The sequence below is a fragment of the Streptomyces sp. NPDC002306 genome (genome assembly GCF_053593435.1).
The window spans coordinates 308,050-332,300 of the sequence record NZ_JBSFCK010000008.1; the positions used below are offsets into that span (position 1 = coordinate 308,050).

At 71.8% G+C, this 24,251-nt stretch carries 20 protein-coding genes; 8 read left to right on the forward strand and 12 right to left on the reverse strand.

The features are described from left to right. Positions 1-99: 99 nt before the first annotated feature. Together ACWCQK_RS19045 and ACWCQK_RS19050 are read left to right on the forward strand one after the other, a co-directional pair. Positions 100-1,098 (forward strand): sigma-70 family RNA polymerase sigma factor, encoded by a 999-nt coding sequence (locus ACWCQK_RS19045; RefSeq protein WP_451156315.1) that lies wholly within the window; start codon positions 100-102, stop codon positions 1,096-1,098. 572 nt (positions 1,099-1,670) lie between these two features. Next, positions 1,671-2,273 (forward strand): TetR/AcrR family transcriptional regulator, encoded by a 603-nt coding sequence (locus ACWCQK_RS19050; RefSeq protein WP_451156371.1) that lies wholly within the window; start codon positions 1,671-1,673, stop codon positions 2,271-2,273. A gap of 45 nt (positions 2,274-2,318) precedes the next feature. On the opposite strand, the gene ACWCQK_RS19055 is transcribed toward ACWCQK_RS19050, so the two are convergent. Beyond that, positions 2,319-3,284, reverse strand: coding sequence for a helix-turn-helix transcriptional regulator (locus ACWCQK_RS19055; RefSeq protein WP_451156316.1), 966 nt, complete (start codon positions 3,282-3,284; stop codon positions 2,319-2,321). Between the two features lie 62 nt (positions 3,285-3,346). On the opposite strand from ACWCQK_RS19055, the gene ACWCQK_RS19060 reads away from it, so the two are divergent. The 4 genes from ACWCQK_RS19060 to ACWCQK_RS19075 all read left to right on the forward strand — a co-directional run bounded on the left by ACWCQK_RS19060 (position 3,347) and on the right by ACWCQK_RS19075 (position 9,302). Next, on the forward strand, positions 3,347-4,927 hold the full coding sequence (locus tag ACWCQK_RS19060; protein WP_451156317.1) for an MFS transporter: 1,581 nt from the start codon (positions 3,347-3,349) through the stop codon (positions 4,925-4,927). Positions 4,928-5,213: 286 nt separating this feature from the next. Continuing rightward, entirely contained in the window at positions 5,214-5,975 is a 762-nt protein-coding gene (locus tag ACWCQK_RS19065; protein WP_451156372.1) for a DeoR/GlpR family DNA-binding transcription regulator, read from the forward strand. Beyond that, the gene (pfkB, locus tag ACWCQK_RS19070) at positions 5,972-6,919 is read left to right on the forward strand and encodes a 1-phosphofructokinase (protein WP_451156318.1); all 948 of its coding nucleotides are present in this window, start codon (positions 5,972-5,974) and stop codon (positions 6,917-6,919) included. Before ACWCQK_RS19065 ends, pfkB begins: the two co-directional genes overlap by 4 nt. A 247-nt stretch (positions 6,920-7,166) precedes the next feature. After that, positions 7,167-9,302 (forward strand): PTS fructose transporter subunit IIABC, encoded by a 2,136-nt coding sequence (locus ACWCQK_RS19075; protein WP_451156319.1) that lies wholly within the window; start codon positions 7,167-7,169, stop codon positions 9,300-9,302. 125 nt (positions 9,303-9,427) lie between these two features. Here the strand turns inward: ACWCQK_RS19075 and ACWCQK_RS19080 are convergent, their stop codons facing one another. The 4 genes from ACWCQK_RS19080 to ACWCQK_RS19095 form a co-directional block, all read right to left on the reverse strand. Continuing rightward, positions 9,428-10,174, reverse strand: a complete 747-nt coding sequence (locus ACWCQK_RS19080) for a DUF6227 family protein (protein WP_451156320.1) — start codon at positions 10,172-10,174, stop codon at positions 9,428-9,430. Between the two features lie 215 nt (positions 10,175-10,389). Then, positions 10,390-11,610, reverse strand: coding sequence for a L,D-transpeptidase (locus tag ACWCQK_RS19085; protein ID WP_451156373.1), 1,221 nt, complete (start codon positions 11,608-11,610; stop codon positions 10,390-10,392). Positions 11,611-11,790: 180 nt separating this feature from the next. After that, a complete protein-coding gene (locus ACWCQK_RS19090; protein WP_451156321.1) occupies positions 11,791-12,837 on the reverse strand; it encodes a P1 family peptidase in 1,047 nt (348 codons plus the stop codon). Between the two features lie 43 nt (positions 12,838-12,880). Continuing rightward, the gene (locus tag ACWCQK_RS19095; RefSeq protein WP_451156322.1) at positions 12,881-14,101 is read right to left on the reverse strand and encodes a low temperature requirement protein A; all 1,221 of its coding nucleotides are present in this window, start codon (positions 14,099-14,101) and stop codon (positions 12,881-12,883) included. A 268-nt stretch (positions 14,102-14,369) separates the two neighbouring features. Here ACWCQK_RS19095 and ACWCQK_RS19100 point away from each other — a divergent pair, with 268 nt between their 5' ends. Next, the gene (locus ACWCQK_RS19100; protein WP_451156323.1) at positions 14,370-14,552 is read left to right on the forward strand and encodes a hypothetical protein; all 183 of its coding nucleotides are present in this window, start codon (positions 14,370-14,372) and stop codon (positions 14,550-14,552) included. 28 nt (positions 14,553-14,580) lie between these two features. On the opposite strand, the gene mscL is transcribed toward ACWCQK_RS19100, so the two are convergent. From mscL to ACWCQK_RS19130, 6 genes are all read right to left on the reverse strand, one after another. Continuing rightward, positions 14,581-15,039, reverse strand: a complete 459-nt coding sequence (mscL, locus tag ACWCQK_RS19105) for a large conductance mechanosensitive channel protein MscL (protein WP_451156324.1) — start codon at positions 15,037-15,039, stop codon at positions 14,581-14,583. A gap of 138 nt (positions 15,040-15,177) precedes the next feature. After that, positions 15,178-15,882, reverse strand: coding sequence for a hypothetical protein (locus tag ACWCQK_RS19110; RefSeq protein WP_451156325.1), 705 nt, complete (start codon positions 15,880-15,882; stop codon positions 15,178-15,180). Positions 15,883-16,008: 126 nt separating this feature from the next. Continuing rightward, positions 16,009-16,842: an S-methyl-5'-thioadenosine phosphorylase gene (locus ACWCQK_RS19115; RefSeq protein ID WP_451156326.1), complete on the reverse strand. Its 834-nt coding sequence runs from the start codon at positions 16,840-16,842 to the stop codon at positions 16,009-16,011. Positions 16,843-16,941: 99 nt separating this feature from the next. Next, positions 16,942-17,265 (reverse strand): FmdB family zinc ribbon protein, encoded by a 324-nt coding sequence (locus tag ACWCQK_RS19120; protein ID WP_451156327.1) that lies wholly within the window; start codon positions 17,263-17,265, stop codon positions 16,942-16,944. A gap of 67 nt (positions 17,266-17,332) precedes the next feature. Then, complete coding sequence (locus tag ACWCQK_RS19125) at positions 17,333-18,628, reverse strand: MFS transporter (RefSeq protein ID WP_451156328.1); 1,296 nt, start codon at positions 18,626-18,628, stop codon at positions 17,333-17,335. Between the two features lie 328 nt (positions 18,629-18,956). Then, positions 18,957-20,588: a potassium/proton antiporter gene (locus ACWCQK_RS19130; RefSeq protein WP_451156329.1), complete on the reverse strand. Its 1,632-nt coding sequence runs from the start codon at positions 20,586-20,588 to the stop codon at positions 18,957-18,959. Between the two features lie 246 nt (positions 20,589-20,834). Between ACWCQK_RS19130 and ACWCQK_RS19135 the strand changes: the two genes are divergently transcribed. Further along, positions 20,835-23,588: a penicillin acylase family protein gene (locus ACWCQK_RS19135; protein WP_451156330.1), complete on the forward strand. Its 2,754-nt coding sequence runs from the start codon at positions 20,835-20,837 to the stop codon at positions 23,586-23,588. Position 23,589: 1 nt separating this feature from the next. Here ACWCQK_RS19135 and ACWCQK_RS19140 read toward each other — a convergent pair whose 3' ends face one another. After that, positions 23,590-24,210, reverse strand: coding sequence for a 5-formyltetrahydrofolate cyclo-ligase (locus ACWCQK_RS19140; protein ID WP_451156331.1), 621 nt, complete (start codon positions 24,208-24,210; stop codon positions 23,590-23,592). Positions 24,211-24,251 lie beyond the last annotated feature (41 nt).

The window sequence follows — 24,251 nt, forward strand, 5'->3', positions numbered from 1 at the left end:
GGCACCCGAGCAGAGTCCGGATTGAGCCGCGAGAGTCCTGGGCGCGGTGTCAGGCGTCCGATGGACCACCCGCTGACCCACCATCGCAAGGGAGCACGCATGGCAACCCGTGCCGTCGCCCGTCGCAAGTCCGCCACCGGCGAGACGGCCGACGCGGCAGGCAGTGTTCGCACCCATGGCGGCGAGATCGCCGACCGCGACCTGGTCGGCATGTACCTCGACGAGATCGCCCGCACACCGCTGCTCGACGCCGCCAAGGAAGTCGAGCTGTCCCAGACCATCGAAGCGGGCGTGTTCGCCCAGCAGGTTCTGGACGGTGAGGTGGAGTCCGGCACGGACGCCACCCGCGAGGAGCTCGAGGTGCTGGTCGCCGCCGGGGAGCGGGCCAAGGACGTCTTCATCCGATCCAACCTCCGGCTGGTCGTCGCCGTGGCGCGCCGCTACCCCCGCAGCGGTCTTCCCCTGCTCGATCTGATCCAGGAGGGGAACGCCGGTCTGGTGCGCGCGGTCGAGAAGTTCGACTACCGCAAGGGCTTCAAGTTCTCGACGTACGCGACCTGGTGGATCCGCCAGGCGATCACGCGCTCGATAGCCGACCAGTCCCGCACCATCCGCCTGCCCGTCCACCTGGTGGAGGAGCTGGGCCGGATCCGGCGCGTGCAGCGCGAGTTCAACCGTGAGCACGGCCGTGAGCCGGAGCCCGCGGAGATCGCCGTCGAGCTCGGCTCGACGCCGGCGCGCGTCATCGACGTGCTCGACTGGGCCCGTGACCCGGTCTCGCTGAACATGTCGGTGGACGAGGACGGCGACACCCAGTTCGGCGACCTCCTGGAGGACACCTCGGCCGTGTCGCCGGAGCAGTCCGTCCTCACGCTGCTGCGCAGCGAGGAGCTCGACGACCTGATCGGCCGCCTCGACCAGCGCACGGCCTCCATCATCAAGATGCGTTACGGCATCGAGGACGGCCGGGAGCGCACGCTGACCGAGGTCGGCAAGGAGCACGGCCTGACCCGCGAGCGCATCCGCCAGATCGAGAAGCACGCGCTGCTGGAGCTGAAGAAGCTGGCTCGCTCGACCGGCTTCGACGCCGCGGCCTGACGAGGTGCGGGCTTCAGCCGTCCGGCGCACCATCCGGCGCACTCTGCCGGGGGGTGCGTGCGCCGGGTGGCCAAAGCCCGCGCAAACATGGCGATGTAACGCCGCTTCAACTCACCGAGCTCCGGGAACAAAACCTCGGGGCACAGGAGTTCGGGTTCCGTGAGACACGGGTGACCCGTCCTTGAGCCAAGTCCCGACGCACACCCCCCCGGCGCCGGGACTTTCCCAGAGTCGGGCTTCGGCACCCACCCCCCCCGGGTGCCGGAGCCCGGCTCTCTCTCGTCGAGGCGGGGCTTCCGGGCCCGCCCGGGCGGAGGCCTCGGGGGCGGACACGCCGAGAAGGCGGGGCACCCCGTACCTGAACCCCGGGGTGGCCCGCCGAATGGCAGATTGTGCCACATGGGCATAGCCTGCCGAGCGTGAGTACCACCCCCACCCCCACACCAGCTTCTCTCGGCTCTTCCGCTCCTTCCGTTTCCCCCTCTTCGCCCGGCTCCGCGTCTCCTGTGCGCCCCGCTTCCCCCACTTCCCCCGCCTCGTCGCTGACCGAGCGGCGCAAGGCGGCGACCCGGATGGAGATCGCCCGGGCGGCGGCCGGCCTCTTCGTGACCCACGGTCTGCGGGCCACCCGGGCGGAGGACATCGCCCAGGCCGCCGGGATCGCCCCGCGCACCTTCTACCGCTATTTCGCCACCAAGGAGGAGGCCGTCGCCCCGCTCTACGCCGCGGGCGCCCAGCGCTGGGCGGAGGCCGTGCGCGACGCCCCGGCCGAACTGTCGCTGCCGCAGGCCCTCGAACACGCGGTGCGGGACACGCTGACGCCCGGTGCCGGGGTGTCGGCGGTCGCCTGGGAGTGGGTCCGCACGCTGATCCGGCTGGCCGAGGCGAGCCCCGCGCTGCGGAAGGTCTGGGCCGAGGTGTGCCACGACGCCGAGGGCTCGCTGACGGAGATTTTGGCGCGACGGCTGGCCGCGGGCGACGGCGTGGTCGCCGCGCGCCTGACCACGTCCCCCCGCCTCCGCTTCGCCGCGGCCACCGCGAGCGCGGCGGTCCGGGTGGCCGTCGAGGTCTGGGCGGCGGGGAACACGGCGCCCACCTCCGGAGAGGGCCCGGCGGCACTGGCCCTGGGCAACCTGACCGTGCTGCGCGGCTTTTCGTGGGAGGACGTCAAGTAGTCGGCGGCCGCCACCCGGTGCGGTCCACCGGCCCGCGGTCCAGGTTCACCCTCCCGCGGCCCTGCTCAGCCTCCCGCCCAACTCCCTCACGTACGTGACGAGTTCCTCGGGTTCGCGGACCGTGAACTCGCACCCCACCCCCGCCAGCCGCACCGCCAGCCACTCCACCGGATCGCCGGTCGTGCCCCGTACCCGGCATCCGCCCGCCGCCGACGGCTCCGGCGCGCCGAGCCGGCCCGGCAGCCGGGCCGCCACGACCTCGGGCGGCGCGGCGAAGGTGACCTCGAACGCGTACGTCTCCTGCCGCCGATGGATCGACTGCCGCAGAAACTCCGCCGCACTCCCCGCCGGCAGCTCGCGCGGAGTGAACCGCGCCCCGGTCGGGAACGGCTCGCGCACCCGGTCGACCCGGAACGTCCGCCAGTCCTCGCGGTCGAGGTCGTACGCGACGAGGTACCAGCGGCGCCCGGTCGACACCAGCCGGTACGGCTCCGTGACGCGTCGCGACTCGGTGCCGTCGGCGGCCTGGTAGGCGAACCGCAGCCGCTCGTGTCCGGCCACCGTCGAAGCCATGACGGTCAGCGTCTCGGGCGCGATGGTCGCCCCGTCCCCGCTGGTCAGTGGTGTGGTCGCGGCCTGTAGGGTGGCCACGCGGTGGCGCAGCCGGGACGGCAGCACCTGCTCCAGCTTGGCCAGCGCCCGCACCGACGCCTCGTCCACGCCCTCCAGCGCGTGCCCGGCGCCCGCCCGCAGCCCCACCGCGATCGCCACCGCCTCCTCGTCGTCGAGCACGAGCGGCGGCATCGCCTTGCCCGCGACCAGCCGGTAGCCGCCGTCGGTGCCCTTGCTCGCCTGCACCGGATAGCCGAGCTCGCGCAGCCGGTCGATGTCCCGCCGGACCGTGCGACGGGAGACCCCGAGCCGGTCCGCGAGCTCGCCGCCGGGCCATTCACGGGGTGTCTGGAGGAGGGACAGGAGCTGGAGGAGCCGGGCCGGGGTGTCCGTCGTCATACGGTCGAGGATGCCGTAGAACTAGGACACGATCTGACCTAATGGGGGCCTAGCTTCTTTCCATGACCTCCACCGAGACCCCTTTGCGTGCTCAGCCCGACATAGGTGACCGGCGTCGCTGGTTCGCGCTCGCGATCGTGATGACCGCGGCCTTCATGGACCTTGTCGACGTCACGATCGTCAACATCGCCATCCCGTCCATCCAGCAGGACGCGGGCGCGTCCTTCAGCCAGATCCAGTGGATCACCGCGGGGTACGCGCTGGCGTTCGCCGCCGGGCTCATCACCGGCGGGCGGCTCGGTGACATTCACGGCCGCAAGCGGCTGTTCCTCGTCGGCATCGGCGGATTCACCCTCGCGTCCGCGCTGTGCGGCTTCGCCGCGAACCCGGAGATGCTGGTCGCCTCCCGCATCCTCCAGGGCGGTATGGCGGCGATGATGGTGCCGCAGGTCCTGTCGATCGTGCACGCCACCTTCCCGGCCCACGAGCGGGGCAAGGTGTTCGGGCTGTTCGGCGCGGTCGTCGGACTGGGCGCGGTCTCCGGCCCGCTGCTCGGCGCGCTGCTGACCGAGTGGAACCTCTTCGGTCTGGAATGGCGCCCGATCTTCCTCATCAACCTGCCCGTCGGCATCGCGGGTCTGCTCCTCGGCCGGCGCTTCATCACCGAGTCCAAGGCTCCGCGGGCCCTCAAGCTGGACCTGGTCGGCGTCGCGCTCGTCACACTGGGCCTGCTGATGCTGCTCTACCCGCTCACCCGCGGCCGTGAGCTGGGCTGGCCGGTGTGGGGGTATGTCTCGATGGCGGGCGCGCTCGTCGTCTTCGCCGCGCTGGTGGCGTACGAGCGGAGGAAGGGCGCGCGGGACGGCTCCCCGCTGGTCGAGCTGTCGCTGTTCCGGGTGAAGAGCTTCGCGGCCGGTATCGCGGTGCAGACCGTGTTCGGGATCGCGCTCGGTGTCTTCTTCCTGGTCTGGACGCTGTACATGCAGATAGGGCTGGGCTGGAGCCCGCTGCGGGCGGGGCTGACCGGCGTGCCCTTCTCGATCGCCGTGTCGGCGGCGGCCGGTCTGTCGGTGCAGCAGCTGGTGCCGCGCTTCGGGCGCCGGGTGCTTCAGGCGGGCGCGCTGCTGATGGCGGCGGGTGTGGTGCTCTACATCGCGGAGTCCGAGCGGTACGGGCTCGGTATCGCCTCCTGGCAGATGGCTCTGCCGCTGGTCGTGATGGGCGTGGGCATGGGCCTGATCGTCGCCCCGCTGACGGACGCGGTGCTCTCGGACGTGCCGCGCGAGCACGCCGGTTCGGCCTCCGGGCTGATCAACACCGTGCAGCAGATGGGCAACGCGCTGGGACTCGGACTGGTGTCGGTGGTGTTCTTCGGCGAGATCGGCGACCGGCTGACCGCGGCGCAGGTGGGCCCGGCCTTCGTGAACGCCTTCCAGCACGCCCTGGTGTGGGTGGCCCTGGTGATGGCCGTCATCTTCCTGCTGATGTTCGCCCTGCCGAAGCGGCCGACGCAGCACGTGGAGGGCGGGTCGGACGCGGACGCCGCGGTGGAAGGGAACGCCGCGGTGGAAGGGGACGCCGCCGCGGTGGAAGGGGACGCGGGAGGCGACGCGACCGGGCGCAAGTCGGAACTGGTGTCCTGACCTGCGGGTTCTCGCTCCGGTCAGGTGGTGGGGGCGACGGCGGTTTCAACGGCGGTGACAACGGCGGTGCCCTCGGGCACCGCCGTTTCGGCTTTCGCGCCGTCGCCCGCCCGTGCCCGAAGCCCGTTGACGTCCGCCCGCGTCCGAAGGAAGCCGGGCAGGTCCGCCTCACGCCCGGAAGCCCGTTCATGTCCGCCCGATGCCCGAACCTGTTTACTTTCTGGAAATCCGGGCGTAGCCTCCAGGCGAAACCACAAGTTCGGGCATGAGTCGGAGGCGAACGGACATGTACGCACCGGAGCGGCAGCAGGAGATCCTCCGGCTCGCCCGTGACGGCGGCCGGGTCGACGTGCTGTCGCTGGCCGAGGAGTTCCAGGTCACGGCGGAGACGATCCGCCGCGACCTGAAGGCCCTCGACCGGGCCGGCCTCGTCCGACGGGTCCACGGCGGTGCCATACCGGCCGGACGCCTCGACTTCGAGCCGGACCTCACCGAACGCGAGTCCACCTCGGCGGACGAGAAGGACCGCATCGCCAAGGCGGCCCTCACGGAACTGCCGGGCGAGGGCACGATGATCCTCGACGCGGGCACCACGGTCGCCCGGCTCGCCGCGGCCCTCCCGCTGGAGGCTTCGCTCACCGTCGTCACGCACAGCCTCCCGATCGCGGCCCGCCTCGCGGACCACCCCGGGATGCAGCTCCACCTCATCGGGGGGCGCGTACGGCACCGTACGCGCGCCGCCGTCGACGCCTGGGCGCTGCGGGCGTACGGCGAGATCCGGGCGGACGTCCTCTTCCTGGCCGCCAACGGGTTCTCCGCCGAGCACGGTCTGACCACTCCCGACCTCGCCGAGGCCGCGGTCAAGCGGGCGGCGATCGCGGCCGCCCGCCGCGTGGTGCTGCTCGCCGACTCCGCCAAGCACGGTCAGGAGCACTTCGCCCGCTTCGGCGACCTGAGCGACGTGGACCTGCTGATCACCGACAGCGGGCTGAGCCCCGAGGACACCGCCACCATCGAGCGCGGCGGCACGGAAGTGGTACGCGCATGATCGTCACCGTCACCCCCAACCCGTCCCTCGACCGTACGTACGAGGTTCCTTCGCTGGAGCGCGGCGAGGTCATCCGCGCGCGCGGCGAGCGCATGGACCCGGGCGGCAAGGGCGTGAACGTCTCGCGCGCCGTGGCCGCCGCGGGGCGGCGCACGGTCGCCGTCCTGCCCCTGGGTGGCGCGCCCGGCGCGCTCGTCGCCGAACTGCTCGACGCGCAGGGCATCGAGGTCGCCCCGGTCCCGGTCGCCGGGGCCACCCGCTCGAACATCGCGCTCGCGGAGGCGGACGGTGTCCTGACGAAGATCAACGCGCCGGGTCCCGAACTGTCCGCGGCCGAGCAGGAGCTGCTCCTGGAGACGGTGCGCACGCGGTCGCGCGGCGCCGACTGGATCGCCTGCTGCGGGAGCCTGCCGCGCGGGCTCGCGCCCTCCTGGTACGCCGACCTGGTCGCGCGGGCGCACGCCGCCGGTGCGCGGATCGCGCTGGACACCTCCGGGCCGGCCCTGGTCGAAGCGCTGAGGGAACGGCCCGACGTGGTCAAACCGAACGCCGAGGAACTCGCCGAGGCCGTCGGGCGACCCCTGGCCACCATCGGCGACGCGCTGAAGGCGGCCGAGGAACTGCGCGAGAGGGGCGCCCGCGCGGTCCTCGCGAGCCTCGGCGCCGACGGGCAGTTGCTCGTGGACGGCGCGGGTGCCTGGTTCGCCGGGGCGCGGGTCGAGGTCGTACGCAGCAACGTGGGTGCCGGTGACTCCTCACTCGCCGGCTTCCTGATCGCCGGGGGCAGCGGCCCGCAGGCGCTCGCCTCCGCCGTCGCCCACGGCGCGGCCGCCGTCCAGCTGCCCGGCAGCGTGATGCCGACGCCGGCCGACCTGGACCCGGCGGCGGTCACGCTCACGGCGGAGGTCCCCACGGACCGCGAACTGACGGAGCCCGTGGCATGAACGTCCGTACGACACCCACGAGCCCGAGCCCGACTTCGGCTTCGACGCCGACCTCGACTCCGGCGTGGCGAGACTCCCCGTCTCTCGCCGCGACCGACGGGAAGCGGGGCGCCCCCCGGCGCTCCGTCACCCGGGCAGGACAGGGCCCGACCGGCCCTGACCCCACCACCGCTTCCCCCCACAGCACCCCTGTCCCCTTTCTCGCCCACCCCACGCCCCGGGCGATACGCGTGCGAAGGAGCCCGCGATGAGCGACATGATCACCGCGGACCTGGTCGATCTCGACCTGTCCGCCGATACCAAGGAAGCGGCGGCTCGTGCCCTCGCCGAGCGCATGGTCGCCCTGGGCCGGGTGACCGACCTGGAGGGCTTCCTCGCCGACGTCGCCGCCCGTGAGGCACAGATGCCGACCGGGCTCGACGGCGGCATCGGCATCCCGCACTGCCGCAGCGCGCACGTCACCGAGCCGACGCTCGGCTTCGGGCGCAGTGCCGCCGGGGTCGACTTCGGCGCGCCGGACGGTCCAGCCGACCTGATCTTCCTGATCGCGGCGCCCGCGGGCGCCGACGACGCCCATCTGACGATCCTGTCGTCGCTGGCCCGGCAGCTGATGAACGCCGAGTTCACCGCCGCCCTGCGGTCGGTGGGCGACGCGGGCGCCGCGGCGGCGCTCATCCGGGGCGAGGAGGCGCCGGCGAGCGGCGGCGCGTCAGGGGCTGTCACCGGTGCCGAGTCCGGGTCCGAGTCCGGGCCCGGCTCCGAGAGCTCCGCTGCGGCGCCGGCGGCGGCCTCCGCCGGCGCCGCAGCGGTCGGTACCACCGTGGCGCCGGGTGCGAAGGACGGTTCCTCCGGCGCGAACGGTTCCCCGGGCACGGGCGAGCGCCCTTTCCGGATCGTCGCCGTCACCTCCTGCCCGACGGGCATCGCCCACACGTACATGGCGGCCGAGTCGCTGGAGAACGCGGGCCGCGCGGCGGGCGTCGAGATCGTCGTGGAGACACAGGGCTCGGCCGGCTTCACCCGGCTCGACCCGGCGGTCGTCGCGGCGGCGGACGGTGTGATCTTCGCGCACGACGTGCCCGTACGTGACAAGGACCGCTTCGCCGGCAAGCCGACCGTCGACGTCGGGGTGAAGGCGGGCATCAACCGCCCCGCCGAACTCATCGGCGAGGTCCGCGGCAAGGCGGAGCGCGGCGAGGTCACCGCGGTGGCCGGCGCGGGCGCCACGCCGGTGGAGCGTGCCGGTGACTCCACCGAGGGCTACGGCTCCAAGCTGCGCAAGTGGCTGATGAGCGGTGTCAGTTACATGGTCCCGTTCGTCGCCGCGGGCGGTCTGCTGATCGCCCTCGGGTTCGCGATCGGCGGCTACAAGGTCAACAAGGCGCCGTCGGTCATGGACCACTTCGTCTGGACCCAGACGGACAGCTGGGCCGCGCTGCTCTTCCAGATCGGCGTCGTCTCCTTCGGCTTCCTGGTCCCGGTCCTGGCGGGCTACATCGCCTACGGCATGGCGGACCGCCCCGGACTCGTCCCCGGCTTCGTCGGCGGCGCGATCTCGGTGACCATCAACGCGGGCTTCCTCGGGGGTCTCGCGGCCGGTCTGATCGCCGGTGGCGTGGTGCTGTCGATCCAGAAGGTGAGGATCCCGCCGGCGGTGCGCGGCATCATGCCGGTGGTGGTGATCCCGCTGATCTCCTCGGCGATCGTCGGATTCCTGATGTTCGTGGTGATCGGCAAGCCCATCGCCTCCGCGCAGAACGGCCTGACCGACTGGCTGAACGGCCTCACCGGCTCCAACGCCGTCCTGCTCGGCGCCCTGCTCGGCCTGATGATGTGCTTCGACCTCGGCGGTCCCGTCAACAAGGTCGCCTACACCTTCGCCACGGCCGGTATCGCGGTCGCCAGCCCGAGCGACTCGGCCATGAAGATCATGGCGGCCGTGATGGCGGCGGGCATGGTCCCGCCGCTGGCGATGGCGCTGGCCACGACCGTGCGCGGCAGGCTCTTCACCCAGACCGAGCGCGAGAACGGCAAGGCCGCCTGGGTGCTGGGCGCCTCCTTCATCTCGGAGGGCGCGATCCCGTTCGCGGCGGCGGACCCGCTGCGGGTCATCCCGTCCTCGATGGTGGGCGGCGCGCTCACCGGCGCGCTGTCGATGGCCTTCGGCGCCACCCTGCGCGCCCCGCACGGCGGCATCTTCGTGGTGCCGCTGATCGGAAACCCGCTGCTCTACCTGGTCGCCATCGCCGCGGGTGTGTGCGTCACGGCGGCCCTGGTCATCGTCCTCAAGGGCCTGCGCAGGCCGACGGGTGGCGATACGACGGCGGATCGGGCCGAGGGTCCGGCCGCGGTGGCGGGGCACAAGCAGCCGGTGGCGGCGTAAGCGACCGGCGGGGACCTGCACGGACGGCCGCGGCCCGGCGATGACAGGGCCGCGGCCGTCCGCGTGCCCTCACAGGCTGGCCCCGCCCCGCCCCGGTGGCCCGGCCCGGCCCGGCCGGCTCCCGGTCAGGAACGCCGGGCCGCGCGTCGCTCCATCGCGTCCCGTGCCGCGTCCTCGGTCGGGTACACCTCGCACATGTGACGCCCGTCGGGCGTCGCCGTGTGCTCGACCTCCCACAGGGCGATCTCCCGGCCGTCCCGCAGCAGGAACGCGTGCTCGTAGAGCGCGAAGCACAGACCGGCGCGGCCCGCGCGGCAGGGCCGCCCGAAGGCCTGGGTGATCTGGTGGGCGAACGCCGTCGCCAGCAGTTCGGCCGTGTCCGCGTCGGGCCGGTCCGGGTTCTCCGCCCGGCGCAGCAGCCGCCGCGCGTGGTCGGCCGAGTCGTCGGGGACGTAGGCGTGCCGTGGCTGGAGGACCGGCGACAGCTGCACCGTCACCGGCAGTTCGAAGTCCGGGGCGTCCGGCGGCAGTGGCAGCCGGGCCGTGGCCGCGCGCAGTTCCTCCTCGTCGACGTACACCTCGTGCTGCGGGTCGCTGCCCGGCGCGGTGTTGTGGACGAGCTCCCACAGCGTGAGCGCGGAACCGTCGGCGAGCAGCCAGGTGTGCCGGTACGTCTCGCGGTGCAGTCCCGCGCTGTGGTGCGCGGAGTGCAGCGAACTGTCGTGCGCCAGCGCGCAGTCCAGGCGCCGGATCGTCTCGTCGGGCAGCTCGAAGGAGTTCAGCGCACGGCCGAGGAGTCGCGCGAGGTGCTCCTCCGGAGACTCGGGCGACTCGTGTGGTTCGTACGCTGCCGTCTCGTACGGAACGCTCAAGGTTTCTCCTGGCGTTGCTGCATGTCACCTTGTGGGTGCATACCGTAGCCCCTAGGTCGGACATCATGTCCGGGAACCGAGAAAACGTACGCCGGGAAAACGCGCGGGCCGCGCGGATTGTTCCCGCGCGGCCCGTGAATCGGTCAAAAATCGCTGGTCACACGGAGCTTCTGGTCTGTTTCCGGTCCGCTCCGGTCCGCTGCCGGTCCCGTTGATCAGACCGCGCTGCCCGCGCTCCACTCGCTCCAGGACATGTTCCAGCCGTTGAGCCCGTTGTCCGGTGCCACGGTCTTGTCGGGGGAGTTCTTGACGGTCACGACGTCACCGATGAGCGAGTTGTCGTAGAACCACTTGGCGCTGCTGGCGGCCTGTGCGCCCTGCACGTCGCCGAGTCCCACGCAGCCGTGGCTCGTACCGGTGCGACCGAAGGGCGGATTGCCCTTGTCGTACCAGTAGTTGCCGTGGATGAAGGTGCCGGACGACGTCAGCCGCATGGCGTGCGGCACGTCCGGGATGTCGTACTCGCCGCCCAGCCCGACCGTCCGGCTGTTCATACGCGTCTGCGTGAACTTCTCGGAGATCACCATCTGCCCGTTGTACGTGGTGTGTTCCGGGCTGCCCGACGAGATCGGGATCGTCTTGACGGTCCCGCCGTCGCGCACCACCGTCATCGTCTGTGTGCCGACGTCGACCGTGGAGACCTGCGAGCGGCCGATGGTGAAGGTGACGGTCTTCTTCTGCACCCCGTAGACGCCGTCCGCGCCCTGCACGCCGTCCAGGTCGATCTTCATCGTGACCTTGGAGCCGGCCCGCCAGTACTCCTGCGGCCGGAAGTCGAGCCGCTGCGCGCCGAACCAGTGCCCGGCCACCCGCTGACCGCTGCTGGAGGTGACCGTGATGTGCGACTGCACGGCCTTGGTGTCGGTGATGGCCTTGTCGAAGGTGAACGACACCGGCATCCCGACACCGACCGTGGTGCCGTTGTCGGGTGTGTAGGTGCCGATGAAGCTGTTGGACGAGGAGACGGTGGTGAACACGGAGCCGGCGGCGACGGTACGGCCGCTCGCGTCCTTCGCGGTCGCCGATATCTCGTACTTCGTGCCCCGCTCCAGCTGCTCCTTCGGCTTCCAGGTCCTGCCGCCCCCCGACAGGGAGCCCTCAACGGCCTGACCCGTCCCCGCCACCGTCATCTTCACGTCGGTCAGCGTGCCGGCGCTGACCTGTACGCCGGTCGAGTTGATCGACGCGCCGGTCGAGCCGTCCTCGGCCGAGATGACGATCTTCGCCGTGGACGTCCTAACGGCGGTCCTGCCGCCCTTGTCGTGCTCGCTCTCGGCGTTGGCGCTGCCACCGCACGCGGTGAGGGTGAGGGCGCCGACCATCAGGGCGGCACAGGCCCCCAGGACGCGCCGCGCTGCCATGTCCGGCGTTTTCACGATCTGCTCCAGATTCATGTCATGTACGTGGTCCGTTCCCGTACGTGAGGAAGGAGGGACCGGGGAGCGGGCGAGGTTCCCCTCGTCTCGCCCTGCGCGCCATCACGTGACAGAACCCGGACAATCGGGCCGCCCCGCGCACCGTCCACCCCGGGGCGGCCCGAGACCGCGATCGCCCCCTCAGACGCCCGGACCCCGGCCGTCGGTCCCGTACAGCGCCTCGTACGACGGCCATCGGCCGCCCGGTGCGTCCACCGGCTCGGCGGCCCGTACGGCGCGCACGATCGCCCGTGTCACGAGGTCCGCGCCCGCCGCGAGGATCTCGTTCAGCGCGAGCGGGTTCGCACCGTCGAGCGGACGCGTCCCCGTCGCCAGCGCGAACACCGTGTCCCCGTCGTTGAGCAGGTGCACCGGCCGTACGGCACGCGCGATCCCGTCGTGCGCCGTGCCCGCCAGCTTCTGGGCCTGCGCCTTCGACAGGTCGGCGTCGGTGGCGACCACCGCGAGTGTGGTGTTCAGCGGCGGGGGCGTGTTGCGCGTGGCCGACTCGGCGAGACGCCGGCGCGCGGCCTCGTGCACCCGCGCCCGCGGAAGGTTCACGCGCCCCTGGAACAACTCCCCGTAGAGCACGCCCGTCTCCGGGTCGGTCACCGATCCCGCCGCGTTGGCCACCACCAGCGCGGCCACCGTGATCCCCGACTCCAGGACCGTGCTCGCGGTGCCGACCCCGCCCTTCAACGGGCCCGCCACGGCTCCGGTACCGGCACCCACGCAGCCTTCCGGCACGGGGGCGCCCGGTGCGCACGCCGCGGCCGCCTCGACCGCGGCCCGCCCGACGGCCGCGTCCGGCCTGGCCCGGAAGTCGCCGCCCCGCCCCAGGTCGAAGACACAGGCGGCGGGCACCACCGGCACGACCTGCGTCGGATCCGGACCGACGGACACCCCGCGTCCTCGTTCCTCCAGCCACGCCATCACCCCCGACGCGGCGTCCAGTCCGTAGGCGCTGCCGCCGGTCAGCACGATCGCGTCGATCCGCCGCACCAGGTTGCGCGGGTCGAGGGCGTCGGTCTCCTTCGTGCCGGGACCGCCGCCGCGCACGTCCACGGCGGCGACGGCGCCGCCCTCCGGGGCGAGCACGACCGTGGTCCCGGTGAGCCAACCGTCGCCGGTGCGCGTCGCGTGCCCCACCCGTACGCCGGCGATGTCCGTCAGAGCGTCAACTGTCATGGAGATCAGTGTCGCTCCGCGCGGGGCGGGCGCGCCCGAGGTGTCAGGCGGCCGGAGCGGTCGCCTTCGCGGTGGTCCCTCTCGGCTTCGCGCGCGCCGTCAGCAGTGAGCCGACGACCACCGACAGGGCCGAGACGATGCCTGTCGCGAGCACCGCCCCGTCACCGAGGAAGGTGCAGCCGATCACCAGCAACGCCGTGGTCGGCAGTACCAACTGCTGGGAGATGCCGACTTTGAAGTGGCGCGAGTGCAGGGCCCAGAGAGTGATCAGATAGAGCGCCGTCGGCAGGGTCACGGCGGCCGAGGCGGCCAGCGTGGAGATGTGCGCCGTGCCGACCGCCTGCTCGACCGCGACCTCCAGGCCCGCGCCGATCGCGGCCGCCGAGGCGAAGATCAGGTAGTGGCCGTAGCCCCACAGGAAGGAGTCCCGGCTGGTCCGCAGGTGTCCGTGGATCGGCACCACGAAGTAGATCCACCAGGCGCAGAACACGATCAGCAGACCGCCGGCCGCGATCGGCAGCAACTCGCCCAGCGCGCTGTGCTCGTCCACGGCCGACTTCACCGCGATCGTGGCCGCGGCGATCGACTCGCCGAGCACGATGATGGTGAACAGGCCGTACCGCTCGGCGATGTGGTGGGGATGCCAGGGCGTGGCGAAGTTCTTCTCCGCGTACAGCGGCACACACAGTTCCACGATCACCATCGCCAGGAACAGCCACGAGCGGCCGGACTCCGGCAGCAGGACCAGGCCCGTCCAGCCGATCTGACAGACCACCACCCCGCCCACGTACCGCAGCGCCGTGGCGCGCTCCGCGCCCTCGGCGTATCTCGCGGCCCGCAGCCATTGGGCGCCCATCGCCAGCCGCATGATCAGGTAACCGAGCCAGACGGCGACGAAGTCGTGCTCGTCGAAGGCCTTCGAGATCCCGGCGGCCAGCACCAGGACTCCCGCGATCTGGAGGAGCGTGACGACCCGGTAGAGGGCGTCGTCGTTGTCGTAGGCCGAGGCGAACCAGGTGAAGTTCATCCAGGCCCACCAGATGGCGAAGAACACCATCGCGTAGTTCAGGATGCCCTCGCCGACGTGCCCTTCGGCGAGGGCGTGCACCAGTTGGACGCCCGCCTGCGCGATGGCCACGACGAAGCACAGGTCGAAGAAGAGCTCCAGCGAGGAGGCGACCCGGTGCGCCTCGTCGCGGCGGCGCGCGGTGAGTCTGCGCAGCGGTGTGCGGTGTACGGGCTGCGGAGCCGAACTGGACGTCATGAGTCCAAGCACATCAGATGCGTCCCGAAAATTCTTGTGACCGGATTCACGGGAAGCGGGCGGTCCGGATCCCGGGGTTCCGGCGGGCGGTACCGGTCCCGGGGTTCCGGCGGGCGGTCCGAGCGGTCCGAGCCCCGGTGTCTCGGTGGGCGGCACGGGTCCCGGGGTTCCGGTGGGCGGCACGGGCCCCGGTGTCTCGCTGGGCGGTACGGGTCCCGGGCGTCCCGGTCCCGGACGACGCCGGCCGTCGGAGCCGTACCCTGGAGGCATGACCACCGCCTCCGCCCCCGAGCCGCGCGACCCGAAGGCCGCGCTGGTCTTCGACGACCCGCTGGACCGCCCGTCCGCGGACGACACGGACCGCGGGTGGGGCGAGCGGCCGGGCGGCGACGGCGACAGCGTGGCGGACCTGAAGCGCTTCCTCGACGAGAAGCCGCCGCACCACATCTGAGCCGGCGCCGAGCCGGCCGCCGCCGGCCCTACCGTGCGTCGTGGCCGGAACCCCGCTGCGCGATGAGGGTGTCGCGGATCTCCTTGAGGACCTCCAGCTCGGTCAGCTCGACGACCTCGCGCGTGCCCTCCTTCGCCTTCCTGCGGGCCTCCAGCCGGGCCAGGTACTTCGACATCGGCAGGACCATCAGGAAGTACACGACCGCCGCTGTGATCACGAAGGTCAGGGTGGCGCCGAGCACCGACCCCCACAGCAGCCGGATTCCCTCGTCGCCCTTGCAGGACTCGCTCAGACAGGAGCTGTAGGCGTCGAGGTTCTGTGTGCCGATCGTGCCGACCAGCGGGTTGATGATGCCCTTCACCAGCGAGTTGACGATGTTGGTGAAGGCGGTACCGATCACCACCGCCACTGCCAGGTCGACGACGTTTCCGCGCATCAGGAAGGCTTTGAAGCCCTGCCAGACGCTCGGTTCCTTCTTCTCGCTCACCTCTTGGCCTCTTCTCGCGTGCACAGGCTGTGGAACAAAACGCTCCGCAACCTACGTCAGGGCTGGGCCGTTGTGCCCAACGGGGTCGCTCCAACGAGGGACTTGAGGCGAATTCCCCCGGGATGCGGACCGTATGCCTCAGCACAACGTCACCGCCAACCGCGCCGACGTGCCGGCTCCCACCAGGCGCACCGCCGTGGCGCGCTGCACGGACAGCACCACCAGGGCGCCACCCTCGGCCGTGGTGTCGTCCCGCGCCGGAATCCTGGTCACCAGCGCGCCCCGGGCGACCACGCGGGCGTCACCGCCCGTCGCCGTCTGCGCGGCGGCGATGACGTCGACCCGGTCGCCGGGCCGCAGCAGCCGCACCGTGGCCGCGTCGGCGATCCGCACCGGAGCCGTCACCGTCTCGACGGCGTGGCGCCCGCGCGCCGGATCGTCGTCCGTCGACCGCGCGGCGGGCACCGAGGCCGGAGCCGGGGCGGTGGCGGCTCGTTGGGAGTGTCCGTCGGGGCGGTCGGTGTCCCGTGGGCCCGCCGCGACGAGCGCCGCGGCGGTGACGGCGAGACCCAGCGCGAGGGGGCGCCCTCGGTGCCGTACCAGCCGGTGCAGCCGGTATCGCGCGCCGCGCACTCGCACGGGAGCGAAGGGAGGCACTTCGCGGGTGGCGGGCGTGTCCGCGCCGGGCGGGCGAGCGGGGGAGGGGACGGAGGAAGAGGGAGAAGGGAGAGAGGGGAGAGGAAGGTGGGAAGGGGAAAAGGGGGGCGAAGGAGCGGGAGAAGCGGGGAGGGGAGTGTGCGGGACGGGAGCGTGCGGGAGGGGGATGGGACGAGGGAGGGTCATGGGGGTCACCGCCTGCGACGAGGGATCGGCCTGCGAACCCACGATGAGGCTTCGAGCCGCCGCCCGTCGGAGCCGGTGGACCACCGACGGGTTGTGGACAACTCCCTCACCCGAACGAGACGTTCACTACGGCAGCGTGAACCCCGGAGCCATTCCGCCGAGCGCCGTCGTGCACAGACAGTCCCGCTCCTCGGTGGAGGGCAACGCGGCCACGGCGTCGAACAGCACCCCGCGCAGCCGGTCCACGTTCGCGGCGAACACCCGCAGCACGTCGTCGTGCGAGACGCCCTCCCCGGACTCGGCGCCGGCGTCCAGGTCCGTGACCAGGGTCATGGTCGTGTAGCAGAGCTCCAGTTCACGGGCGAGCGCCGCCTCGGGGTGGCCGGTCATGCCCACCACCGACCAGCCCTGGGCCTGGTGCCACAGCGATTCGGCGCGGGTCGAGAAGCGCGGTCCCTCGACCACCACGAGGGTGCCGCCGTCCACCGGCTCCCAGTCCCGCCCGCGCGCGGCCTTCAGCGCGGTCGCGCGTCCGGCGGGGCAGTACGGGTCGGCCAGGGACACGTGCACCACGTTCGGCACCGTGCCGTCGGGCAGCGGCAGCCCGTCGAAGTACGTACCGACCCGGGACTTCGTGCGGTCGACCAGCTGGTCCGGCACGAGCAGCGTGCCCGGCCCGTACTCGGGGCGCAGCCCGCCCACGGCACACGGGCCGAGGACCTGGCGCACGCCGACCGAACGCAGCGCCCACAGGTTGGCCCGGTAGTTGATGCGGTGCGGCGGCAGATGGTGGCCGCGTCCGTGCCGGGGCAGGAAGGCCACGCGCCGGCCGGCGATCTCGCCGAGGAAGAGGGAGTCGCTGGGCGGCCCGTAGGGCGTGTCCACCGAGATCTCCGACACGTCCTCCAGGAACGAGTAGAAGCCGGAGCCGCCGATTACACCGATCTCTGCGTTCGCCATGACCAGCACAGTAGCGGGCGCCGCCCGGCACACGGCGGGCGGCACCGAAGACGCCGAAGACCCTGTCGTCCGCTGACGACAGGGTCCGGTGTGCGTGTCCTAGGCGGCGGAGCTGCCGGTCGAGGAGCTGGAGCTCGACGACGCGGAACTCGACGACTTCGTGTCCGAGGACGACGAGGTCGAGGACGACGACGAGTCCGAGGACGCCGACGACTTCGACGTGGCCGGCGAGCTGCTCGACGAGGAGCCGCGGCTGTCGTTCCGGTAGAAGCCGGAGCCCTTGAAGACAATGCCGACGGCCGAGAACACCTTCTTCAGGCGGCCGCCGCAGTTGGGGCACTCGGTCAGGGCGTTGTCGGTGAACTTCTGCACCGCCTCGAGGCCCTCGCCGCACTCGGTGCACTGGTACTGATAGGTGGGCACTGTCTTCCTCCTGGCACTCTCACTCAGTGAGTGCTAACGACGATCCATACTGACGTATTCCCGGGGATCAGTCCACCGTCACCGGCGCGCGGTGACCGACGCCACGTGCGACGGTACGGCTGCGCGGCCCGGTCGAGAGGTGTGACCGCAGGGCCAGCAGGGTGATCAGCGCGAGCAGGGTGCCGCCCGCCGGCACCAGGAATCCGGTGCCGTTCCCGACGCGGTCCTCCAGCTGTCCGGCGACCGTGACGGCGGCCGCCTGGCCGAGTGCCACCGCGCCGGTCAGCCAGGTGAAGGCCTCGGTGCGGGCCCCCGCCGGTACCAGCCCCTCGACCAGCGTGTAGCCGGTGATCAGGGCGGGCGCGATGCACATGCCGACCAGCAGTCCGAGTCCGGCGAGGACCAGGGTCGAATGCGCGGCCCAGAGGCCGGATGCGGTCAGCGCGAGCGCCGCGTACCCGACGACCAGGCGCCGCTGCGGGGCGACCCGCCAGGCGATCGCTCCGCAGACCAGGCCGGAGATCATGTTGCCGGCGGCGAACACCCCGTACAGGACACCGTTCAGACCGGGCTCGCCGATCGACTCGGTGAACGCGGCCAGCGAGACCTGCATCCCGCCGAAGACGGAGCCGATGCCCAGGAAGGTCACGATCAGCACGCGGACGCCGGGGACACGCAGGGCGGAGACGTGCTCCACGCGCGCGTGGCCCGCGCCGGTGACGGGCGGCTGGGTGCTCTTCTGCGCGGCGAACAGCAGACCGCCGACCAGGGTCAGCGAGGCCTCCGTGACCAGGCCGGCCGCCGGGGCCACCGTGGTGCACAGGGCGGTGGCGAGCAGGGGCCCGAGGACGAAGGTCAGCTCGTCCGTGACGGACTCGAAGGCCGCCGCGGTCGCCATCAGGGGGGAGTCCTGGAGCGTCACCCCCCAGCGGGCGCGCACCATGGGCCCGATCTGCGGCACCGAGGCGCCCGTGGGCACGGCCGCCACGAACAGCGCCCACAGGGGGGCGTGGGCCAGCGCGAGGGCCGTGAGGGCCAGCCCCGAGGCCGTGTGCACGAGGACGCCGGGAATCAGTACCGCGCGCTGCCCGTGGCGGTCGGCGAGGCGGCCGCTGTAGGGGGCGAACAGCGCCATGGAGACGCCGGTGACGGCCGCGGCGGCGCCCGCCGCGCCGTAGGAGCCGGTGGTGTGCTGCACGAGCAGGACGATGGAGATCGTGAGCATCGCGAACGGCTGGCGTGCGGCGAAGCCGGGCAGTAGGAACGTCAGGGCGCCGCGGGTGCGCAGCAACTGTCCGTATCCGGGGCGGGAGGAGGGGACCGGCGAGTTCTTCGACGGCTCCGAGGTGACCGTGGATGCCACGGCCCGTGCCTTTCTGCCACCTGGTAGCGCGCCCGTGCGGGGGCACCGAGAGCTGTCCTCTTGCGCGGAACTGCGGTAGATGCCGGTGCCCACTGCGAGGACGCTCCGACCGCCATACGGTCGCGCCAGCTCTGCGTCAGGCAGAGTTGGTTCGATCAAGGTGAGCCTTCATCGTACAGGGATCAATGTCCCGCACACCTGTGAAAACGAGCACCACGGCGGCCGTTCACCTGCGTTCGGCGGGAGTGTGAACCGTACGAAACGCGCCCGTAACGCGCGCCGCCGGTGTCCCGCCGTCACCCGCCCCGCCGCCACCCGCCCTGGCCCGTCACCCCCGCCCGTCACCCGCCCCGCCGCGTCTATCGCGGCCCGTGCCCCGGCCGCCCCCGGTGCGCCGACCGCCGCCCCGGCCGCTTCCCGAGCCCCGCCCGCTCCCCGTCCCACGCGCGCCGTTCGCGCCCAGCCACCCGGCCAGCTTGCCGCCCCGGCCCACCGCGCGCAGCCGGCGCTCCGCCGCGTCGCGGACCGGGTCCGTGGCCACCACGAGCAGTTCGTCGCCGCGCCGCAGCACGGTCGCCGGCAGGGGGACGAACGATTTCCCGTCGCGTACGACGAGGGTGACCGCGGCCCCGGCCGGCAGCCTCAGTTCGTCGACCTCGACGCCGTGCATCTTGGACCCGGCCGGGATCTCCATGGACAGCAGGTGTCCGCGCAGCCGCTCCAGGGGCGCCGACTCGATGCCGAGGTCGGCGGCCTCGGAGTCCTCGCCGAGCCGCAGCTTTCGGGCCAGCCACGGCAGTGTCGGCCCCTGGACCAGGGTGTAGACGACGACCAGGACGAAGACGATGTTGAAGATGCGGCGGCTGGCGTCGACGCCGTTCACCATGGGGATCGTGGCCAGGATGATGGGCACGGCGCCGCGCAGGCCGGCCCAGGACATCAGTGTCTGTTCCTGCCACGGCACCCGGAACGGCCCGAGGCAGAGCACGACGCTCAGCGGCCGCGCGACCATGGTCAGCACGAGGCCGATGACGAGGGCGGGCCAGACGTCGTCGCCCAGCTCGTGCGGGGTCACCAGGAGGCCGAGCAGGACGAACATGCCGATCTGGGCGATCCAGCCGAGCCCCTCGGCGAAGCCGCGCGTGGCGGGCCAGTGCGGCAGCTTGGCGTTGCCTATGATCATCGAGGCGAGGTAGACGCCCAGGAAGCCGCTGCCGTGCGCCAGGGAGCCCGCCGCGTACGCCATGACGGCGATGGCCATGACGGCGATCGGGTAGAGGCCGGAGGCCGGCAGGGCGACGTGCCGGAGGCCCCAGGCGCCCAGCCAGCCCACCGCGAGGCCGATGGCGGCGCCGATGGCCAGCTCCAGCGCGATCTCGCCCAGCAGGACGGACCAGTGCGTGAACGGGCCCGCGGTGGAGAACGAGACGACCAGGATGACCACCGGGGCGTCGTTGAAGCCGGACTCCGCCTCCAGGGTGCCCTTCACCCGCGAGGGGAGGGGGATCTTCCGCAGGACCGAGAACACCGCCGCCGCGTCCGTCGAGGACACCACCGCCCCGATGATGAGCGCCTGCCGCCACTCCAGCCCGATCAGGTAGTGCGCGCCCGTCGCCGTGACCCCGACGCTCACCGCGACCCCGGCCAGCGCCAGCGCGGAGGCGGCCGGCAGGACCGGCCTGATCTCCTTCCACTTCGTGCCGAGGCCGCCCTCGGCCAGGATCACGACCAGGGCCGCGTACCCGATGACCTGGGTCATCTCGGCGTTGTCGAAGTGGATGTCGCCGATGCCGTCCTGGCCCATGAGGACGCCGATGCCCAGGTACACGAGCAGGCTGGGGAGCCCGCTGCGCGAGGAGATCCGGACCGCTGCGACGGCGACGAGCAGGACGAGCGAGCAGAGCAGGAGGAGCTGGTTGAGGTGGTGGACAGTCAGCGGCCGGTCCTTTCCGTGGTTCACGCGCGGAACGCGAGGCGCGTACGCGGGGTGCGTTCGTACATCGGTACGGCGCTCGTGCGCCGCGCCCCCAAGTACTTCGTTACCTTACCTAACTCTTGACGATTTCTTGACGCTTGCCGAGGCAAGATCGAACGGCCGTCCGCGCTTGTTCCCGACTCCGCGTCCAGTCGCTCGGGGCCCTGCGCCTATGGTTGCTCCAGCACTCCAGGACCGCCTGCCGCTCGCGTTAGGACAGCAAGGACAGCGATGCCCCCCAACACCACCGCCACAACGGGTGACAAGCCTGGCAAGTCCGGCAGGAAGAAGGGGCGCAAAGGCCGCCTCCTCGTGCTCGTGCTGGTGCTGGCCCTCATCGGAGGCGTGGCCTACGGGGCGTACTGGTCCATCAGCACCGTCCGGGCCTCCTTCCCGCAGACCACGGGATCGATAACCCTCCAGGGCCTCGCGGGGCCCGTCGACGTGAAGCGGGACGGCTACGGCATCCCGCAGGTCTACGCCTCCTCCGACGAGGACCTGTTCATGGCGCAGGGCTACGTCCAGGCGCAGGACCGGTTCTACGAGATGGACGTGCGCCGGCACGTGACCTCCGGCCGTCTGTCGGAGATGTTCGGCAAGGACCAGGTCGAGAACGACGAGTTCCTGCGCACCCTGGGCTGGGACCGGGTCGCCAAGGAGGAGTACGACACGAAGCTGTCGCCCTCCACGAAGAAGTACCTCCAGGCGTACGCCAAGGGGGTCAACGCCTACCTCGCGGGCAAGGACGGCGAGGACCTCTCCCTGGAGTACGCGGCGCTGGGCTTCGCCAACGACTACAAGCCCGAGCAGTGGACCCCGGTCGACTCGGTGGCCTGGCTGAAGGCGATGGCCTGGGACCTGCGCGGCAACATGCAGGACGAGATCGACCGCGCGCTGATGACCAGCCGCCTCGACGCCCGGCAGATCGACGACCTGTACCCGGGATACCCGTACGACCGGAACCAGGCGATCGTGCAGGAGGGCCAGTACGACGAGCTGACCGGCACCTTCGGCAAGGGCGGCGCCACGAGCGGCTCAGGCGGCGCGGAGTCGGGCGGCACGGGTGATTCCGCCTCCACGGCCGGTTCGGCCCTGGAGGGCCAGCTCGCGGGCCTCTACGACGTCCTGGACGACCTGCCCACGGCCGTCGGCGTGAACGGCAACGGCATCGGCTCCAACTCCTGGGTCGTCTCCGGCGCCCACACCATCACCGGTATGCCGCTGCTGGCCAACGACCCGCACCTGTCGCCCTCGCTGCCGTCCGTCTGGTACCAGATGGGCCTGCACTGCCGCACGGTCTCCAAGACGTGCCAGTACGACGTCACCGGCTACACCTTCGCGGGGATGCCCGGCGTGGTCATCGGCCACAACGGGAACATCGCCTGGGGCATGACCAACTCCGGGGTCGACGTCACCGACCTCTACCTGGAGAAGCTCACCGGCGACGGCTATCTGTACGACGGCAAGGAGAAGGCCTTCGAGACCCGCGAGGAGACCATCGAGGTCGCCGGCGGCGAGTCCAAGAAGATCGTCGTGCGGAAGACCAACAACGGACCTCTGCTGTCCGACCGCGACGACGAGCTCGTCACGGTCGGCAAGAAGGCCACCGTGACCACCGCGGCGCCCGACCGGGGCGACGGCTACGGCATCGCCCTGAAGTGGACCGCCCTGGACCCGGGCGCCACCATGGACGCCGTCTTCGCGATGGACAAGGCGGCCGACTGGAACGAGTTCCGCGCGGCGGCCCAGAAGTTCGACGTGCCCTCGCAGAACCTCGTCTACGCGGACACCAAGGGCAACATCGGCTACACGCTGCCCGGAAAGATCCCCACGCGCGCGAAGGGCGACGGCTCGCTCCCGTCTCCGGGCTGGAACTCCTCGTACCGCTGGACCGGCTACATCGACTTCGACAAGCTGCCCTACGAGTTCAACCCCAAGCGCGGCTACATCGTCACCGCCAACCAGGCCGTGATCGACAAGGACAAGTACCCCTTCACGCTCACCACGGACTGGGGCTACGGCACCCGCAGCCAGCGGATCACCAGCCTGATCAAGCAGAAGATCGCCGGCGGCGGCAAGATCTCCACCGACGACATGCGCCAGATGCAGATGGACAACTCCAGCGAGATCGCCAGCCGGCTCGTCCCGGCGCTGCTCAAGATCGACATCGACGACCCGGACGTTCGCCAGGCGCAGAAGCTGCTCGCGGGCTGGGACTACACCCAGGACGCCGACTCGGCGGCCGCCGCCTACTTCAACTCGGTCTGGCGCAACATCCTCAAGCTCGCCTTCGGCAACAAGCTGCCCAAGGAGCTGCGGGTCGAGGGCCAGTGCCTGTACGTGAAGCCGGCCGGCACCACCGGTCCCGCGGACGACACCACCAAGGTGCGCGAGTGCGGCCGGCGCGCCGCCGACCAGGCGCAGCCGGACGGCGGCGACCGCTGGTTCGAGGTCGTGCGCAAGCTGATGGACGACGAGAACAGCGACTGGTGGACGACGCCCGCGTCGGGCACGCGCCCCTCGGCCCACGACCGTGACGGGCTGTTCAAGCGCGCGATGATCGACGCCCGCTGGGAGCTGACCGCCAAGCTCGGCAAGGACATCGACACCTGGAACTGGGGCCGGCTGCACCGCCTGTTCCTGAAGAACCAGACCCTGGGCACCGCGGGTCCCGGCTTCCTCCAGTACGCGCTCAACCGCGGTCCCTGGGAGCTCGGCGGCGGCGAGGCGACGGTGGACGCGACCGGCTGGAACGCGGCTGGCGGCTACGGCGTCGTGTGGGTGCCGTCGATGCGGATGGTGGTCAACCTCGACGACCTCGACAAGTCGAAGTGGATCAACCTGACCGGCGCCTCCGGGCACGCCTACAGCGCGCACTACACCGACCAGACGGACAAGTGGGTCGGCGGCGAACTGCTGCCCTGGTCGTTCTCGGGCAAGGCGGTCGACGCCAGCACCAGCGACACCCTGGTGCTGAAACCGTGAGTCAGACGTTCCCGAAGCGGCGCACGGCCGACGGTGTCACCACCGCGTGGACCGGCCGGTCGTGCGCCTCTTCCGGAACGTGCGCGACCACCTCGCGGTCGTAGAGAAGCACCACGAGCGCGGGATGCGCGTCCGCGCGCTCCAGACGGGCGAGCACCCGGTCGTACGAGCCCCCGCCGCGCCCCAGGCGCATGCCGCGCGCGTCGACGGCGAGTCCCGGCAGGAGCACCACGTCGGCGCTCGCCACGGCGTCCGGCCCCAGCCGCTCGCCCGTGGGTTCCAGCAACGCCATCCGCCCGCCGTGCCGCACGCGTGCGAGGGACCGCGCGCCGGCGTACCCGCCCCAGTCCAGATCGTTGTCGGGCAGCAGCGCCGGGAGCAGCACCCGGACCCCCCGCGCGCGCAGCGCGTCCAGGAGCGCGGTTGTTGCGGGCTCGCTCCCCACCGAGACGTACGCGGCCACCGTGCCGGCCCGGGCCAGCTCGGGCAGCTCCAGCGCGCGGTCCGCGAGCGCGGCCCCCGCCGCCTGTACGGCACCCTCCGTCAACCTGTCCCTCACCTGGAGGAGCTCTCGCCGCAACATTCGCTTGTCAGACTCGGCCGCAGACCTGTCGTGGCTCATTCGAAGCTCCCGCAATCATCGCAATATGCTCATATGAGCAT